Here is an 18,146-nt window from a genome sequence, read left to right as displayed (position 1 = left end):
CAGGGTGTCGACAGACGCCTGCGGGTGAGGCCATGCTGATAACGAACCAGCGCATCGGTCGCGTTGGTTGTCGATCAATTGATGGAGGTGTTTCATGCCGGTTTCACATGATCTGTATCAGGACCTGGGTTGCAAGAAGGAAGAGATCGAGCAAAAACGCTCCGAGGATCCGAAGCTGGATTCGCTGCTCAACAAGTATTTCGATGTCGATAAAGCGGTCGTCGAGGCCGAGAACGCCCAGTCCGACGCCCCCACTGACGACGAGCTGAAAAAGCTCAAAGAGAAGCGTGTGATCGTCAAGGAACAGATCGTCGCCCAATTGGCCGGGCAACCGCTGACGGGCCAATAAGTCGCCGACCGGCGGTCACTGACTGACCGGAACGACCCTCGGCAATGGCACCTCGAATATTCAGAGTCCTCCAAACCCGACTCTTGGCGAGGTGCCTTATGAACGACCCCAAATTTCCCAGTGAGGAGCAGGGCGGATTCGACCCGATTCCAACCCGTCCCGAACCGAACAGCCCGGCGCACACCACCGCGCGTCCCGAGAAACCCGTGGAAGAATTGCCCGAGGATGAAGATCCCGAGAAGTTCGACAGATCCAGCAACTGACAACCGCTATCGCCAGCAGGCTGGCTCCCACAGTGGAATGTGTTGCAAACAGATTTTGTGACCGACCAGGAACCCTGTGGGAGCTAGCCTGCCAGCGATAACGCCAGTCCATTCAACATGGACCCAGAGGGCTCACTTCAGAGCCGCCTCCAACGGCATCCGCGCCATATGCCGCGCCCTCAACGAGCCGAAATACAACCACTCCCCATACTCGCGCACCGTGGTAATCGGCGAATAATTACCGCTGCTCGCATCCTGCAGATTGGCGATCACCTTGCCCTGCAGATCCAGCCCCAAAACAAAGCCGCGTTTCTCCACCGGTTTCGGCAGCACGGTCAGCGCCCGAACGATCATCTTGCGCACGAACGGATGCTCGGCGGTGCCATCGAGCAAGGCATTGCGCGGCGCATACAAGGCCACCCAGAAACGATTGCTGCCATTGAACGCGAGGTTATCCGGTAGCCCCGGCAAGTTGTCGATGAATACATCATGGGTGCCGGCTTGCGGTCCGCTTAGCCAATAGCGGCTGATGCGGTAGGCGCCGGTTTCATTGACCAGCACATAGGCGTCATCCGGGCCGAGAGTTACGCCATTGGCGAACTGCAATTTGTCCAGCAACACGCTGGTCTTGCCGGTCTGAAAGTCGTAGCGCAGCAAACGCCCGTCAGCACCGTGCTCAATGATCGCCTCGCCGTCGTGGCCATAGCCCCAGCGGCTGGAGGCGTCGCTGAAGTAGGCGTAATGCCCGGATTCGTCGATCGCCACGTCGTCGGTGAAACCGAAGACCAGACCGTTGGCCTCGGTGCTCAATGGAATCAAGCGACCTTGCGCGTCGAGGGACAGCAACCCCTTGACCGCATCGGCGATTACCAGCAAACCGTTGGGATGCCGCGCCAGGCCCAGCGGACGTCCACCGGTGTCAGCCAGCACTTTGCGCTCCTGGCCGTCGAGGCTGGTGCGGATCAGTCGGCCGTCATGCAGGCCGGTGATGAGGTAATCGTCTTCCAGCAGTAATGCTTCCGGCCCTTCGATATCGCTCGGGCCGACCCTTACCGCGCTTTTGAGTTTCTGGTTGTCGGCGTAGATGCCTTCTTTCAGCGATGGTGCTGGCGGTGGGGTCCAGGCCAGTGGTTCGACGCGGGTCGGCATCAACAACAGAAAACCGATAACGATGACAACCAGCAATGACAATCCATGTCGTAGCTTCACGCGTGCGTCCTCGCTGAGGCCAGGTACTGTGTGGCCATGTCGCGCAACGCCAGCAATGACGCGGCGGACTCGCGCTCGATACGCCGCTTGAGCAGCAAGCGATTGGCGATGCGCAGGGCGAAACCGTCGAAACGATAATCCAGCGTACGCACGAATCGCGTCGCGCCAGCCTCGGCGCTGCATTCATAGGTGAGGTGCAACGACAAGCCCTGATCACCCTGCGCCCGCGCGCACCAGCGGCGGCCCGGCAGGTACTCGGTGACCTCCCAGCGCAAATGGCCGCTGCGCCCGCCGGCGTTGATGTCTTCCTCGAAACGCGAACCGGCATGCAGCGGCCCTTGTGCGCCGTCGATTTTCAGTGACGAGGGATGCCACTCCGGCCAGCGACTGACGCTGGCGGCATAGGCGAGGACGGCAACCGGGTCGCCAGCGATATCGATCTGGTGCTGCATGCGGGTCATGGGCAATCTCGAATGGCTCGGAAGGGTGTCTTCAGGTTCGCGATAAAGCGTGCCGAACAGGTAATCCATCAGCGGCACAACGATGTTGAAATTGCTTGCTTGCATGTGCTCGCGACGGTGATGCAGTTCATGCAGGCGGCGCATCTGGCGAATCCACGGCAGGCGCGCCAGTGGATGATGTGACGGCAGATGTTCACAGGCGTGAAAAACCTCATACATCAAATAGCCGAGCACCATGCAGCCGCCGAACAGCCCGGCGACGTTGGCGTTGGCCTGTGCCAGCAACCACCACAGCGGGAGGGTGATCAGCAGCGTATGAATCACGACCAGCCACGCCGGAAACAGAATCACCCGCCAGTCGCGCGCGCTGTCGTAGCTCATGTGACCCGGGGTGAAGAAACTGTGGTGATCGCCGGCATGGCGGGCATAGAACATTCTTGCCCAGGCCTTTTTGTGGTGGCCGAGATGACGATGAACCATGTACACGCCGAAGTTGAACAACAGCAGAGTCACCGGCACCGTCAGCCATTCCAGCGGGCTGACCTGCTGCACGCCGCTCCAGAACCCGGCAATCGCCAGCACACCAAACACCAGCACAAACCCACCATGCAGCCATGGGTTGTAGCGCGGATGAACGGCCGCGCGGTAGCGCTCGCGGAACATCTCGGTGGTCTGCCTCACTGCCTCACCTGCGGGTATCGTTGTGATACCCGGCAGAGTAGCCGATCCGGCCATTCGTGCAGGCTCGACCTTGATGGCAGTTGCGCCATCATCCGGTGTAAAGCGTCGGCGTCAGCTCAACGGATTCCAGCGCTGCGACCAGTCGTCATCGGTGCGGATCACTTCGCGCAGCAGGTCGAAGGCTTGCTGCAGGGTTGCCGAGTCACGGTCGCGTGAGTAGACGAGGTAGGTCGGGTAGCCGAATTCCGGGGCTTTGGTCACTGCCTCCAGCGCACCGGTTTCCAGATAGGTGCGCACCACACGGGTCCGGAAGTAGCCGCTGCCGCCGTGTTCGAGGATGTATTGAAGGGCCAGCGGGCCGAGATTGAAGCTCAGCGGCGCCTTGGCTTTTTCCGGCAGCGCGGCGTCGTGCTGGCGGCGGAAGTCCGGGCCCCAGTCGATGTACACGTAGGGATCCGGACGATCGGGCGCGCGCACCAGAATCAGTTTTTCTTCCAGCACTTGCTCGACCTGCAAGCCCGGCCAGTATTCCGGTTGATAGACCAGGGCTGCGTCGAGCACGCCAAGTTCGAGCTGGCGCAGCAGGTTTTCACCGTCGCGGATTTCCATGCGCAGGGCGTGACCGGGGATCTTCTCGCGCAGTTCCGCCGCCCAACTGAGCATCAACGGGTTGCACAGGCTGACTTCGCCGCCGATGTGCAGCACGTTGTGATAGCCCTCGGGCAGCGGCAGGTCGCGGCGTGCGGCTTCCCAGGTTTGCACCAGTTGATTGGCATAGACCACGAAGGCCTCGCCGTTGGGCGTCAGCTTCGCCCCGGCGCGGTTACGCACGAACAGCGTGCTGCCGAGCTGGCTTTCCAGCTTCTGCACCCGCGCGGTGATTGCCGTCTGCGTGACAAACAGCTTCTGCGCCGCCGCGGCGAGGCTGCCATGGCGGACAATTTCCAGAAAGGTGCGAGCGAGATCGATGTCCATGGGTGGGCCGGTGTTTTCAGATGGCGCATTGTACGGACAAAAAAGCCCTCACCCCTAACCCTCTCCCGGAGGGAGAGGGGACTGACAGTTCCCTCTCCTGTGGTAGAGGGCCAGGGTGAGGGCAAATGCAGTCACCGCCGAGCATGGCGTTTCGTTCAGTTCCTACGAAAACGGGCCTGTTTCCAGCAGATGAGGGGATATTTCTGACGACTTTTTCAGGTTGGTTGTCGGACGCCTGGCCTATAGCATCAGTCCCGACATTGAAGTCACCGAGCGCACGATCGCTCGGAACCCAGACAAAGGACGGCACTATGCGAATTCCGCTGCTTGAAAGCCACACACCGGCTTACTCCCCTCGCCATTACTGGCGCGACGATCGCGCCAGATGCCCCTCGGAGGACATCGCCATGCCCGCTGCCAAAGCGCCCCGGCTTATGGGCTTGAAGAAGCTCGAGGGCAAGCCGGTCGAGTTATTGCTGCGAGGGCAGGACACTGGCGACGACCCGATGTTGATTCTGCGCTGCACAACCGAAGGGTTTGAACTGCACGACGTCATTAACATGCTCGCCTCCAGCGAGCTCTATCAGCGTGGCGATCTGGTCAAACGCATCACCGGAAGGTCGGTCAGAACCGTGCGGCGCCTGCTCAAAGAGGGCACGTCGGTGCGCCTGGACACGCCGCAGAGCATCATCGCGTACCAATACGCCGCTGCGCTGGAATTGGCCACCGAAGTGTTCGCACGCCAGGCCAAGGCCGAGTCGTGGCTGCAACAATCTGCGACCTATTTCTACGGCCATGTTCCGCTCGATCTGGTCGGGCACGCATTGGGCTTCAGGATGGTCGAGGAATATCTGAACCAGATCAAATACGGGGTTTATCAATGAATCCCTTGCCCTGGGATGAACGCTGGTACGCCTGGCGACTGGATCGCGAGATGTACAGCGATACGTGGGATCGCGGCCTGGGTTCGAATCGCCGTGGCGGCCGCTGGAATACACCCGGGCGACGCGTGGTTTATGCGTCAGTCGACCCCTCCACGGCGATCCTCGAAGTGGCCGCCCATGGCGGGTTCGATGCACTGGACGAGGAGCCTCATGTGTTGACCTGTTTTGAGGTCATCCACGAAGCCAGCGTCAGAATCGTGCAACCGGAAGAAGTGCCCAATCCGCATTGGCTGCACCCGATGAAAACCTCGCCCAATCAGCGCCGATTCGCCGACGCCTTGTTGGCCGAGCACCCGTTCGTACTGGTGCCCTCGGTGGCAACTCGCCATTCCTGGAACTTGCTGGTGAGCTGCGATCTGGCAGAGGGGCAATTCAGGATGGTTTCGCAGGAGCGGTTTGGTCTGGATACACGGTTGTTGAAGGATTTGGCTGCTAGCTGAGCAGACGCTCAACTACCAGACACAAGCCGGGCGCTGAAACGACAAATCCCGCCACAAGGGACGGGATTTGCAGATAACCAAGCCGCTTCTTACGAAGGGAACAGCTCGGACAGTTTCATCGACAGCATCATGTCGCCTTCAACGCGCAGCTTGCCGCCCATGAATGCCTGCATGCCGTCGGTTTCGCCGCTGACGATGTCTTTCAGGGTCTGGCTGTCGAGTACCAGCGTGCAGTTGGCATCCGGGTTTTCGCCTTCCTGGATGTCGCAAGTACCGTCCTTGACGATCAGTGCGTACTGCTTGTCTTCGTCGGTGATGTTGAAACCGAAGACCAGATCCAGACCGGCAGCGGCGGCTGGGTTGAACTTGGCTTGCATTGCTTTTACGGCATCAGCTACGGAGGTCATGGTTCGATCCTTTCTTGGGTAATGGTGCTGGTGTTACAGCAAGGGTCACAGTTGTCCGGTACTCAGCGGAAAGTGATGAGTTCCGGAGCCTTCAACAGTTGCAGATGTGCATGACTGTTGAAGGAAGCCAGGGCCACCTCGCGACCACGGAACTTCAGCTGGTTGAGCGAGGTGTTGACGATTTGCCAGTTCAGTTCAAAGGCCTGTTTCGCAGGCATTTGCGTAATGAGGTGGAGCAGGGCAGTAATGGTGCCGCCGGAAGTGAACACGGCGATGGTCTGGTGCTTTTGAGCCAGATCGAGAATCCGGTGGAGCCCGGCGCGTACGCGTTCGACGAAGCCCTGCCAGCTTTCAAGGCCAGGGGTGTCGTAGGTGCCGGCCAGCCAGCGCTCGATGATCAGGGCGAAAATGCGCTGGAACTCGCCACGGTTTTGCGCGGCGTTGCGCAGGATGTCGAGCGCTTCGGGTTCTTCCGGCAGCATCGCCGGGAGCAGAGCGCGGATCACCGCGTCGGCATCGAATTCGTTGAACGCGGAGTCGGTTTCGAGGATCGGCACCGACAGGCCTTTGGCGCTGAATTGCTCCAGTGCACTAGTGGCGGTGTGTTGCTGGCGACGCAGGTCACCGGCGAGGCAGCGATCGAAGCGAATGCCCAGTTCAGCGAGATGCTGACCGAGGATTTCAGCCTGGCGCACGCCGGTCGGCGACAGCACGTCATAGTCGTCTGCACCGAAGGAGGCCTGGCCATGTCGAATCAAGTAGATGCTGCCCACGTCCGCGTCTTCCCGGTACGTTGAAGGTTTGGCGAGGTTATGGGGATGGCGGTTAGCTGTCAATGAAAAAACATACGCTTGTTTGAAATGCCCGTTACAGGGGTGTTGCCGAAGGTTTCACGACTGGTCGACAAGGCGGCGCATGGGTATGCTGGGGCCATCCCGCGTGTGCCGTAAAACCACGCACTGTTCTAAGGAGTCTCTGTGGAGTTTTTCACCGAATACGCCAGCTTTCTGGCCAAGACTGTCACGCTGGTGATCGCCATTCTGGTGGTGCTGGCCAGTTTTGCTGCATTGCGCAGCAAGGGCCGGCGCAAGTCGGCGGGGCAATTGCAGGTCAGCAAGCTCAACGATTTCTATAAAGGTCTGCGTGAGCGTCTGGAGCAGACGCTGCTCGACAAGGATCAGCTCAAGGCGCTGCGCAAGAGCGAGGCGAAATCCGAGAAAGGCGAGAAGAAACAAAAGAACAAACCCGAGAAGAAATCGCGGGTGTTCGTGCTGGATTTCGATGGCGACATCAAGGCCTCGGCCACCGAAAGCCTGCGCCACGAGATCACCGCGTTGCTGACCCTTGCCACGCCCAAGGATGAAGTCGTGCTGCGCCTGGAAAGTGGCGGCGGCATGGTGCACAGCTACGGTCTGGCCTCCTCGCAACTGGCGCGTATCCGTGAGGCCGGCGTGCCGTTGACCGTGTGCATCGACAAGGTCGCGGCGAGCGGCGGCTACATGATGGCCTGCATCGGCGAGAAGATCATCAGCGCGCCGTTCGCGATTCTCGGCTCGATCGGGGTGGTTGCGCAGTTGCCCAACGTCAATCGCCTGCTCAAGAAGCACGATATCGACTTCGAAGTGCTGACTGCCGGTGAGTACAAGCGCACCCTGACCGTGTTCGGCGAAAACACCGAAAAGGGCCGGGAGAAGTTTCAGGAAGACCTGGATATCACTCATCAATTGTTCAAGAACTTCGTCGCCCGCTATCGCCCACAACTGGCGATCGATGACGTGGCAACCGGTGAAGTCTGGCTCGGCATCGCGGCACTGGACAAGCAACTGGTCGATGAACTGAAGACCAGCGACGAATACCTGGCAGACCGAGCGAAAAAAGCCGAGGTCTATCACCTGCACTACGCCGAGCGTAAAAGCCTGCAGGAGCGTATCGGCATGGCCGCGAGCGGTTCAGTCGATCGCGTGCTGTTGAGCTGGTGGAGCCGCCTCACGCAGCAACGTTTCTGGTAATCCAGCAGGCATAAAAAAACGCCGGTCACATGACCGGCGTTTTTATGTCCGCAGCAAAAGCCCTGAGGCTTAACGGCGACGGAACAGCGGCAGCGGTTCGTCAGTCGCGGCCTGGTAGGTCACCGAGAAGTCCTTGAGACCTTCCAGCGCTTCGTACGGATCTTTGTCGGCACGAATGGCAAAGGCGTCGAAACCGCAGCGATGCATGTAGAACAGTTGATCGCGCAGCACGTCGCCAATCGCACGCAATTCACCTTTGAAACCATAGCGATCCCGCAGCAGGCGCGCATTGGAATAGCTGCGGCCGTCGGTGAAAGCCGGGAAATTCAGGGCAATCACCTGGAATTCATTGACCACTTCACCGATCTCTTCGGCTTCTTCGTCGGCGTCCAGCCAGACGCCCAGACCGCCGTCGCGAGCCTTGAGCATGCGGCTGTGCTCGCGCCACAGTTGCAGTGGAACGATCAGATCGTCGCAATTGCTGATCTCGTCGATGTTGAAATCCTTGGGCAGCAGGTGCCAGGTTTCGTCGACGACTTCGTTGTTCTTAATGATTCGCTGCATAGACGCGTTCCTTGAAGAGGTCGATGCCAATACGCTGATAGGTGTCGATAAAGCGCTCGTCTTCGGTGCGTTGTTCAACGTACACGTCGATCAGTTTAGAGATCACGTCAGGCATGGCGTCCTGAGCGAAGGACGGGCCGAGGATCTTGCCCAGGCTCGCGTCACGGCTGGCGCTGCCACCGAGAGAAACCTGATAGAACTCTTCGCCTTTCTTGTCCACGCCGAGGATGCCGATGTGGCCGACGTGGTGGTGACCACAGGCGTTCATGCAACCGGAGATGTTCAGGTCCAGCTCACCGATATCGAACAGGTAGTCCAGGTCGTCGAAACGACGCTGGATCGATTCGGCGATCGGGATCGACTTGGCGTTGGCCAGCGAACAGAAATCACCGCCAGGGCAGCAGATGATGTCGGTCAGCAAACCGATGTTCGGCGTGGCAAAACCTTGTTCGCGCAATTCGCCCCACAGGGTGAACAACTGGCTCTGCTCGACATCGGCAAGAATGATGTTCTGCTCGTGGGAGGTGCGCAATTGACCGAAGCTGTAGCGCTCGGCCAGGTCGGCGACGGCATCGAGCTGCTTGTCGGTGATATCGCCTGGCGCCACGCCGGTCGGCTTCAGCGACAGGGTCACGGCGACATAGCCCGGTTTCTTGTGCGTCAGGGTGTTGCGGCTGCGCCAGCGGGCGAAACCTGGATGCTCTTTGTCCAGATCGGCCAGCTGCGTGGTCTGGTTGACCAGCGCCTTGTAGTCCGGATCAACGAAGTGCTTGGCCACACGCTGCAGTTCAGCTTCGGTCAACGTGGTCTGGCCACCGCGCAGGTGCTCCATTTCCGCATCGACTTTCTGCGCGAACACTTCAGGCGTGAGCGCCTTGACGAGAATCTTGATCCGCGCCTTGTATTTGTTGTCGCGACGGCCGTAGCGGTTGTAGACCCGCAGGATGGCGTCGAGATAGCTCAACAGGTCCTGCCACGGCAGAAACTCATTGATGAAGGCGCCAACCACCGGCGTACGACCGAGGCCACCGCCAACCAGCACGCGGAAGCCCAGTTCGCCGGCGGCGTTGTACACCGGCTCGAGGCCGATGTCGTGGACTTCAATGGCGGCACGGTCAGTGGTTGAACCATTGACGGCAATCTTGAATTTGCGCGGCAGGTAAGCGAATTCAGGGTGGAACGTGGTCCACTGGCGAATGATTTCGCACCATGGACGCGGGTCGATCACTTCATCAGCGGCGACACCGGCGAACTGGTCGGTGGTGACGTTGCGCAGGCAGTTGCCGCTGGTCTGGATGGCGTGCATCTGCACGGTGGCCAGTTCAGCCAGAATGTCCGGGATGTCTTCCACCGCCGGCCAGTTGAACTGCACGTTCTGCCGCGTACTGATGTGGGCGTAGCCCTTGTCGTAGTCGCGGGCAATTTTGGCCATCATGCGCACCTGACGCGAGGTCAGTTGGCCGTACGGCACGGCGACGCGCAACATCGGCGCGAAACGCTGGATGTACAGGCCATTTTGCAGGCGCAGGGGGCGGAATTCTTCTTCGCTCAGCTCACCTGCCAGATAGCGTCGGGTCTGATCACGGAACTGCTTGACGCGGTCCTCGATGATCCGCTGATCGTACTCGTCGTATACGTACATATAAGTCCTGTTCTCAGGCTTTGGGCTACTCGGAAAACGCTGCGTTTTCGCTTGCTGGAGTCCGATTGTGCCTCTGCAATTCTGCGCGCACGGCCGCGCACTCCCTGACGGAGCCGGGGCAATATACCCGTTTGCAGTTATGCGCAAAAGTGATGTTTGAGTATATGTAAAGAACCAAATCGCCTAACGAGAATCGCTGTCAACTAATCCACATTTGTCGTGCGGACAATCTTCGTCTTAACTGTGGTCGAGTCTTTCTGCAATCACCGACAAAACCGACAAGAGGCGATGCAATGAGCAATCCGACCAAGGCAAGAAAGAGCGACAGCAGTGTCGATGCGTGGGCCATCCTGTTCCTGATCATTCTCGTAGTAGGGACAGCGGTATTCTGGGTCAGCCATCAGTAGTGAAATTCCGGGCCTGACCGCATGCCTGTAACAGGTGGTTCGCCAGTTACAAGGCTCGATCGTTCTGTCACGGCCCGGATTTTTTTCATGCAGGCCTCAAACCCCGGCCAGATGCAACACCAGTTTGACAATGGCAAACAGCGTCAAACCGAACAGGGCTGTGAATAAAACCCCCAGAATGACGAAATGGCTAGGCTTGCCGTGGGTGAAGTCCCTTTCGCGGTTCTTGCCGCTCTGCACTCCGAACGCAGCGGCCATGACGCTATGCAGCATCTGCCACAGGGTCGGCGGTTTGTTGTCGCTTGGATCGTCCATATATCCCTCTGCACGAAGTCGTTCGTGATCAGCATAGTCAATTAACCGCCTGTCAGCGGTCCGAACACGACGTAACAACTCTCTCGCTATCCGATAACTATGTACCGCCGGACGGGTCGGTGCGGATGATGTGCTGCCGCTTCATCTACAGGAGCGATGTATGTCACCCGATTTCCCCCTATCCCGAACCGCGCAAGTCATGGCCAAACCTCTGGCAGCGGAAAGTGTGCATGCGCCGTTGCTCGAAGCCGCGTTGCCGCAATGGCTGATTGATGCTCCCGCTCGCAGAAGAGCTGAAATCAAGCGGGCCACCAGCACCATCCCCGACTGGTACACAAAGGCGTCACCGGCGCAACGCGACGTATTGCACAAACGCTTCAACCACAGTTTCCAGGCGCAGGTGCAACTGGATAAAACGATGTCGTCGTTCAAGGACATCGACGCATTTGCCAGGCCTTTGTTGCTGGAGGCGTTGAAAAGCCGCTTTCAGGTGCAAGTGGATGTCGACAAGACGCTGTTGTGTTTGAAACGACCCGTTCTGTTGACTCTTGCTCGCGTGGAAGTCGGCACGTTCGAGGTCCTGACAATGCCCATGCTGCAGGCGGCGCTGCACAACTTTGAAAGTGAGGAATGCAAGTACGGAGCCTTTCACAACAGCTCAACCTTCGCGGTTGAAACCGGCACGCCCGGCAACTACAGGGCAGTACCGGTCAATGTCTCGGTGAGGAACTTTCTCAGCCTGTGCCGGGAGCTGGACATCGGGGCAAAGTATCAAGCCTATCTGACTTCTTTTTTCCATCCCGCCAACCCAGACGCAGAGGCAAAGCTGCGCCGCCATTTCATTCTTGCTCAGAAAACCGCTCTGCACGCGGCGGCCGAACAAGCGTTGTTGACAAAGGACATCCGCCGGCAGGATTACGCGATGATTCTTTCGGTACTCAACGGCAATAGAAATCCCAGACTGGACAACAAGATAGTCTCATTCCAGGACTTGAGTCTGATGCGCTACAGGCTGGTTGGCTGCATTGTCTTTGTGATGTATGACAAATTCCCATCGTTTGATGAGGTGATTCTGTATGTGCCCAACGACCCCGAACATCCGCTCAAGCGCTATACCGGCACGCAGATGCAAGACACCTTGAAACGGCTATTGTCTGCTCGGGATCCACAGCAGCCGCAGAGTACCGCGCCGACAGCCTATCAACGGTTTTTCAGTCAGTTCTTACCTTATAAAAGGCGCGCCGAATATTTCAGCCAGTTCGTCAAGCCCGCCCATCCCGCGTCCGATTGGCTGTGGTCGGCATGGCTTACGATCGAGCAAGCAGTGACGGGTGTCAGCGCGTGGGAGTTGCCTCCCCAGGTACCGAATACGATTCCGGATACCGACCCATTCGTGGTGGCAAAACCGCTTCCGGACCTGGAGGCCTACATAAAGGGTAGAAACCAGGACCTCTGGACTTATCTCTACGAAAAACACCGCGACAAGCTCTTCGATGATGCTCGCAGTCACGCGGTGCCAACCGCGGACGTCGATGCCAAGGCGCGCGATGCCAAACTCGCTGCGCTGCTGCAGTTCGGTCTGTTGGCCCTGAACGTCGTATCAATGTTCGTTCCCGTGCTGGGTGAAGCCATGATGGTGGTCATGGCGGGTCAGTTATTGTTTGAAACCATTGAAGGCGTCGTCGAGTGGAGCGAAGGCGACAAGCATGCGGCCAAGGCTCATTTGGTCGATGTTGCCGAAAACCTTGCGCTGATGGGCGCGATGGCAGCTGGGGGGGCGGGCTTTAGCCGGCTGACGGCAGTCAAGCCTGAGCCGGTCATCGAGAGCCTCCACCCGGTGACGTTGCCCAACGGAAAAACCCGCCTGTGGAAACCCGACTTCAGCGGTTACGAACAGGACGTCACGTCGGGCGCCTTATCCGAACCCAATGCGTTGGCGCAGTATTCGCTCGACGGCAAAACGTATATCCGTCGAGACGGCAAAATCTACGAGCTGGTCAAGGATGAGACGACTGCGCAATGGCTGCTCAAACATCCCACCGATCCCGATGCCTACCGGCCAGTCCTTGTGCATAACGGCCACGGAGCTTGGCGCTTGGCACTGGAACAACCCATGACCTGGGGGCGTCTGGACCTGTTACGACGCATGGGGCCGGTAACCGACGGTTTTTCCGATAATTCCCTGCTGATGCTGGCCGATGTCAGCGGTGTCAGTGACAACACGTTGCGCAAGATGCACATGGACCATCTGCCGCCGCCGCCCGAATTGCGCGACGCCATGAACTTGTTCGAGGCGGACGCCGGTGCGCGGCAGATGATCGAGCAATTGCGCGGCGCAAGAGCGATCGATGAGCGGTACCTGTACGCATTGCCATTGATCCCCGAAATGCCAGGGTGGCCCGCCGGTCGAGTGCTGGAGATCGTTACCGGGTCGGAGAGGGCGGCACAGTCGATCCGCTATGGGGCGCAAAACCCGGGTGCGGAAATTGGCCGACAACCCCTGATACGTCTCAGTCGTGAACAAGTCATGAACGGCGAGATGCCGGCACAAATCCTCGCAGCGTTGGAGGAAAACGAAATCGTGCATCTGTTAGGCAGCAGAGGCGCACAATTTCGCCCGGCAAGGCCTGACGAGTTCATGCGACGGCTCGCGGAATACGCGCACACGCGCCAGGCAGCGATTTTTGACAGCCTTTACAGCGGCACCCAACCCATGAGCGGGCGCGCGCGCATCCTGCAGCGTGAGTGTCCCGGTCTCGGCCAGGCCGCCGCGCAGGACGTGCTCGAGCATGCAACGTCCGCGCAACTGAGCCAGATGGATAAAACCGGACGTTCGCCTCTCAATCTGCTCGAAGAGGCCCGCTGGCACGCCCGCCAGGGGCGCCAGGTCCGCGCCTTTGCCGGCTTGCACAGTGAGAATCTTGCCTCGGCAGCGAGTCGGCGGCTGGCCTTGTTTGCACTCGAGCAATTGCCGGAATGGACGTCGACGTTGCGTCTGGAGATCCGCGAAGGCAGCACCGCTGGCGCGTTGCTCGACAGCATTGGCGAACCGACGGCCGCGGTTAAACGCTATCTGGTAAAGAACGGGCCTTTTTACCAGGCATTCGATGAACATGGAGTAGCGCTCAACCGGGTACGAAGAATCGAGGACAGCTTTTACCGTTCGCTCATGTACGCATTGCCTGATGACCTGCGTGCGACGCTAGGTTTGTATGAAGGCAGCAACGGTAGCGAACTGCAACACCGGATCATCGAGTCCGCGCATGTTCATCGACACGAAGCTGTGCGCCTGCTGGAACCTCAAGCCAAATGGTTCAAACCGCCGGTGCGGGTCGCTGCGAGGTTGCTTGGCTATTATGCAAGTGGGCGGGGCGGGGGATTCAATCGGTCGCTGGAGTCGCGAGTCACCCAGTTGTATCCCCAACCGCAGCAGGCCGATGCATTCTTCGCCCAGCAACGAGGCCGTAACGACGTGCAGATCTACGCTGAGTTGCAAACGCGTCAGCAGGATTGGGACACCCTCAACACCAGCCTTGATGAGTGGCAGGCAGGCCCGACTGACAGCCAGACTGCACAGCGCCGCACGCACGTGGCTCAGGCGTTGCGAGATGCCTGGCGCAATGCTCCCTTGGCCGGACAGATTGCCGAGACCGCGCGGCTGTCATTGGTTTGCGACACGTCGCTGCCGGTGCTGAACACACGCTTTGCCCACATCCGCGAACTGTCGCTGACGGGCATCGGTGTGACGGACGCCAATGCTGATGGCTTCCTGGCGGCTTTTCCGAACCTCACCGATTTGTCGATTGGCGAGCCGGGGCCGGTTTATCACCGCCGATCCATGGCCCGGCCGCTGACGACACTACCACTGGCAGTCGGACAATTGCCGCGATTGAGGCGCCTGCGCTTCTCCACCGATGCGCCTCTACTGGCGCAGACCCTCGCCCCAAGACTCAGAGCGCTTACATCACTGGAAACGCTGCACATCGACTATTCGGGTACCGACGCAACCACACTCCACGGTCTCGATCTTGAGCCTTTGACGCAACTGCGCACACTACGCATAGACGCGCCGCGTGCCTTGTGGCGATGGCCTGCCTACGTTGAACGGCTTGAGCGGCTTGGGCGCCTGGACCTGACTCACACACTGATCGAAACCTTGCCGGAGTCGCTTTATCACGGGCGTGAACAACTCTGGGCCGGGCTGTCGCTGGATTGGTCGCGCGTCACCCCGGCCACCTTCAGGCGCGCTTACGTTTATGTCAGCCAATATTCCGGTCCTTTTGGTCATCTGCTTGATGTGCATCAGATGGTCCGTGAGTTCTGCGCTGCGGAGCTGGACGCCATGGCGATCAGGCCAGGCGTGGCCGATCCTTTGGCCGAGGCCTTCTACGGCGCCTGGGCTACACCCGAAACCCGGATTGAAGCGATTGAAGATCTTCGGGCCGAACATGAAGCGGTATTCGCTCAGTTCTACGCCCCCGCCCTGCGCCACGGAACACGCTATGCGGCCCTTCAACGGCGTTGGTCGACAGGGCGCAACGCCGACATGCTCAATGTGCTGAGAGTCAGTTGGCATGGCACGATTCGCCGGCGCTACGGTCTTGCGTCCAGCGTCGAGACGTTTGAGTTGCCTGGGGCGCAAACGCCGCTCGCCTTGTCAGCGCACGCCGAATTGCTCACCGAGCTGCCGTCGCTGCCGACGGGCAGTTTTGCGCACGTGCGTACATTGCGTCTGGCGCGGCTGGATGTGCCGCTCGAACAGGCGCGCAGCTTTCTCCGGGCGTTCAGTCAGGTTGAAAGCCTTGAAATCACGGGTGCGACCTTTACCGAACTGCCTTTCACCGCAGACGCGTTGCCAGCGTTGACGCACCTCGATGTCTCAGGCAACAGGATCGCGGTAACGCCGCTCGTGCAGCGGCAGATCAATGGATTGCAGCGTCTGAGAGGACTGAATCTGAGCCATAACCCGCTCGTTAACGTCGATGTCGGCGCTTTGAGTCGCTTGCGTGCCTTGAATCTGCGGTCGACCTCATTGCAAACGTGGCCCGGCGGCGCCGAACGCCTGCGGCGATTGACCTGGCTGGATTTACGCGACAATCGTATCGCGGCATTGCCGCCGCCAGTGCTGTCCCACCCCGACGTACTGATGCGAACCAATCTGACCGGTAATCTTTTCAGTCCGGACGGCGAAGCCGGATTCAATGCGGCGCTGCAGCGGGTCGAGCAGCAACGTGGATTGCGGCAGGGCACGTTGCGTCGCTTCGCGGCGGAACCGGTGCCGGAACCATTTCCTCCGGCGGAAACGGGTGGGTCATTCATCGATTGGCTGCTGCCGCTTCCAGAGCCGGTGACCGTATTGCCCGATGACGCTGTGGCTTCGGCGAACGTGCAACGCCTGAGCACGATCATGCCCCACGCACAGGCTGAGCCTTGTGTGAACGACTGGCGGGCGACGGGATGGAGTGAGGCGCGAATCGAAGCGCAAATCGACGTCTGGCATCGGTCCTGTGAGGGTTTGATCCGCCAGATGAACGACTGGCTGTACATTCGCGAGATACGCACGGACCGGCTGCAGATCAACGCACGGAACCGTTCATTTGCGGCGCGAAGAATCCGCGATGCATGGCTCGACGGACTCACCGAAAACCCCGGCAGGCCGGGGCTGGAGCTTGAGCTCGAGGGGCGTGAGACAGGTGACTTGCCAGCGCTGGCTGTACAGCTTCCGGCGGTGACCACGCTGGATCTTGACGGGGTGGGCATGACCGTGCAGGGCTCCGACGGTTTTCTCAATGCCTTTCCCTCTCTCAATACCTTGTATATCGGTGGCAACGCACTGACGTCTTTGCCCGCCCCGGTGTTACGGATGCGTCATCTGGAACGTCTGGACATGCAATATTGTGATCTTCACAGCGCGACGAGCCTTTATCCGTTGGTTGGTCGTGCGCGTCTTCGCCAACTGGATATCGGCTACAACGAACTTCGCGTGTTCAACCCGCCCGATTTTGGCGTCATCGAGACCCTTGATCTGCGTTACAACCGCCTGACCGAATGGCCGGTGGGCGTGTTGCAGGCACCACGGCTGCGCAACTTGAACCTGAGCGGCAACGAGATCGCCGACATCCCGGTTGATCTGTTCAATGGCACGCACGAATCTTTGATCCATGGGACCGACTTGTCGGGAAACCAGCACTTGTCTCTTGCCGCGTTGCAGGATTTGCGCCGCTACGCCCGCGAACATTCATCGACTCACGCGTTGGGCGTATCACGTCGAAGCATCAACAGCATGATCGATGCGCATGTTCTGCCTGACCCCGTCGCTGTCGCCGGGCCCAGCGGCAATGAAACCAGTACTGACGCTCATGACCCGCATGCAGTCATGGAGCCGGTGGAAGAGGTTTTTGATCCAGCCATCGACGTAGCGCCGAGGTCGCTGGAGCCGTGGCTGAAGCACAGCAGCCCGCAAGTGGCGGCACAACGACGGGCGGTCTGGGCGCAGTTGGCTCGCGAACCGAATCATGAGCGGTTTTTCCAGTTGCTGCGGCTGTTGCGTGACACCGAGGATTTCCGCTTGGTACCGGCAGATCTCACGAGAAGAATGTGGGACGTGGTACAGGCCGCCACGGAAAATACCGAGTTGCGACAGTTGTTGTTCGCGGGGGCCGAAACCCATGGTACCTGTGTCGATGGACGAATTCTGACCTTCAGTGACATGGAAGTACGCGTCGCGGTGTATCGCACCTTGCACGACATTCCGTTAAACAGAACAGCGCTTCGGGGCCGGACACTGTTGCGCCTGTCCCGGCAGTTGTTTCGCCTGGAACGGGTGGAAGTGCTTGCCGAAGCCGCGGCACCAGGCATGGATCGCGCCGAGGTACGCCTTAAATACCGCATCCGTTTGACCCGCGGCTGGGGTGACGGTATCGAGTTGCCCGGCCAACCGGCCTACATGCTGTACGACGCGCCCCTGAGCGATGAACGGCTGATGCAGATCCGGGCTTCAATCCTGGAAGCGGAGCAGACTGACGCGCTGCCGGCGAGCATGATCGAACGCGATTACTGGAGCGCTTATCTGCAGGAGCGTTATCCGCAAGCGTTACGCGCAATCGACGTCGAAATCGACGCGCAGCGTGAGCAGCTCTGGACCGTGCTGGATGATCGGCTTGCGCGGGGTGAAATCAATGCCCAACAGTACGATCAGCAACTCACTGATCTGGGCAGGACCATGGAGGCGCGGCGCCGGCAAAAGCGCATCGCACTGACGCGACGGGAGATTGTTGATCTGCTGAGTTATGCCGGTGAGTCCGAATCGCCCGGTCATCTGTCGCCGACGCCTGGGCCGTCATCGCAACCGTAGAAGGTGCATTTGGGCGCAGTCACATGCATGGGGGGCGGGTGACGTATCCGGTTACTCATCGCCGGCCGTGCAATAACCGGGTACCGCAGACGCAATGGCGCGACGTGGTCTGCTGATTGTTTCCCC

14 protein-coding genes are annotated in these 18,146 nt (G+C 59.5%); 6 read left to right on the top strand and 8 right to left on the bottom strand.

Features of this window, described 5'->3' with window-relative positions; translation table 11 throughout:
- Positions 1-94: 94 nt before the first annotated feature.
- Complete coding sequence (locus ACYYKW_RS09895; protein WP_041478686.1) at positions 95-349, top strand: DUF465 domain-containing protein; 255 nt, start codon at positions 95-97, stop codon at positions 347-349.
- A gap of 98 nt (positions 350-447) precedes the next feature.
- Positions 448-612, top strand: coding sequence for a hypothetical protein (locus ACYYKW_RS09890; RefSeq protein WP_172833276.1), 165 nt, complete (start codon positions 448-450; stop codon positions 610-612).
- Positions 613-744: 132 nt separating this feature from the next.
- On the opposite strand, the gene ACYYKW_RS09885 is transcribed toward ACYYKW_RS09890, so the two are convergent.
- The 3 genes from ACYYKW_RS09885 to ACYYKW_RS09875 form a co-directional block, all read right to left on the bottom strand.
- Positions 745-1,761, bottom strand: coding sequence for an SMP-30/gluconolactonase/LRE family protein (locus ACYYKW_RS09885; RefSeq protein ID WP_464990023.1), 1,017 nt, complete (start codon positions 1,759-1,761; stop codon positions 745-747).
- A 56-nt stretch (positions 1,762-1,817) separates the two neighbouring features.
- Positions 1,818-2,963, bottom strand: coding sequence for a sterol desaturase/SRPBCC family protein (locus tag ACYYKW_RS09880; RefSeq protein ID WP_464990014.1), 1,146 nt, complete (start codon positions 2,961-2,963; stop codon positions 1,818-1,820).
- 111 nt (positions 2,964-3,074) lie between these two features.
- Positions 3,075-3,938 carry a LysR family transcriptional regulator gene (locus tag ACYYKW_RS09875; RefSeq protein ID WP_090283206.1) on the bottom strand — a complete coding sequence of 288 codons (864 nt, stop codon included), beginning with the start codon at positions 3,936-3,938 and terminating at the stop codon, positions 3,075-3,077.
- Positions 3,939-4,249: 311 nt separating this feature from the next.
- Here ACYYKW_RS09875 and ACYYKW_RS09870 point away from each other — a divergent pair, with 311 nt between their 5' ends.
- Both ACYYKW_RS09870 and ACYYKW_RS09865 read left to right on the top strand, forming a co-directional pair.
- Complete coding sequence (locus tag ACYYKW_RS09870) at positions 4,250-4,822, top strand: antitoxin Xre/MbcA/ParS toxin-binding domain-containing protein (RefSeq protein WP_464990013.1); 573 nt, start codon at positions 4,250-4,252, stop codon at positions 4,820-4,822.
- Positions 4,819-5,322 carry an RES family NAD+ phosphorylase gene (locus ACYYKW_RS09865; RefSeq protein WP_093101851.1) on the top strand — a complete coding sequence of 168 codons (504 nt, stop codon included), beginning with the start codon at positions 4,819-4,821 and terminating at the stop codon, positions 5,320-5,322. Before ACYYKW_RS09870 ends, ACYYKW_RS09865 begins: the two co-directional genes overlap by 4 nt.
- An 89-nt stretch (positions 5,323-5,411) precedes the next feature.
- Here ACYYKW_RS09865 and ACYYKW_RS09860 read toward each other — a convergent pair whose 3' ends face one another.
- Positions 5,412-5,729 carry an SCP2 sterol-binding domain-containing protein gene (locus ACYYKW_RS09860; protein ID WP_016774477.1) on the bottom strand — a complete coding sequence of 106 codons (318 nt, stop codon included), beginning with the start codon at positions 5,727-5,729 and terminating at the stop codon, positions 5,412-5,414.
- Positions 5,730-5,791: 62 nt separating this feature from the next.
- A complete protein-coding gene (locus ACYYKW_RS09855) occupies positions 5,792-6,502 on the bottom strand; it encodes a histidine phosphatase family protein (RefSeq protein ID WP_090283210.1) in 711 nt (236 codons plus the stop codon).
- A gap of 204 nt (positions 6,503-6,706) precedes the next feature.
- On the opposite strand from ACYYKW_RS09855, the gene sohB reads away from it, so the two are divergent.
- Positions 6,707-7,738 (top strand): protease SohB, encoded by a 1,032-nt coding sequence (gene sohB, locus ACYYKW_RS09850; RefSeq protein WP_208937661.1) that lies wholly within the window; start codon positions 6,707-6,709, stop codon positions 7,736-7,738.
- Between the two features lie 69 nt (positions 7,739-7,807).
- Here sohB and ACYYKW_RS09845 read toward each other — a convergent pair whose 3' ends face one another.
- From ACYYKW_RS09845 to ACYYKW_RS09835, 3 genes are all read right to left on the bottom strand, one after another.
- Positions 7,808-8,302 (bottom strand): DUF934 domain-containing protein, encoded by a 495-nt coding sequence (locus tag ACYYKW_RS09845; protein ID WP_090283212.1) that lies wholly within the window; start codon positions 8,300-8,302, stop codon positions 7,808-7,810.
- The gene (locus ACYYKW_RS09840; RefSeq protein ID WP_464990012.1) at positions 8,286-9,944 is read right to left on the bottom strand and encodes a nitrite/sulfite reductase; all 1,659 of its coding nucleotides are present in this window, start codon (positions 9,942-9,944) and stop codon (positions 8,286-8,288) included. Before ACYYKW_RS09840 ends, ACYYKW_RS09845 begins: the two co-directional genes overlap by 17 nt.
- Before the next feature lie 503 nt (positions 9,945-10,447).
- Positions 10,448-10,666, bottom strand: a complete 219-nt coding sequence (locus ACYYKW_RS09835; protein ID WP_090283214.1) for a DUF2970 domain-containing protein — start codon at positions 10,664-10,666, stop codon at positions 10,448-10,450.
- Positions 10,667-10,826: 160 nt separating this feature from the next.
- Here ACYYKW_RS09835 and ACYYKW_RS09830 point away from each other — a divergent pair, with 160 nt between their 5' ends.
- Positions 10,827-18,020 carry an NEL-type E3 ubiquitin ligase domain-containing protein gene (locus tag ACYYKW_RS09830; RefSeq protein ID WP_464990011.1) on the top strand — a complete coding sequence of 2,398 codons (7,194 nt, stop codon included), beginning with the start codon at positions 10,827-10,829 and terminating at the stop codon, positions 18,018-18,020.
- The last annotated feature ends 126 nt before the right edge of the window (positions 18,021-18,146 follow it).

This window comes from Pseudomonas sp. 15C (assembly GCF_055484735.1).
Note: the sequence above shows the minus strand (reverse complement) of the source record. Positions and strands in the feature narration are given on the sequence as shown.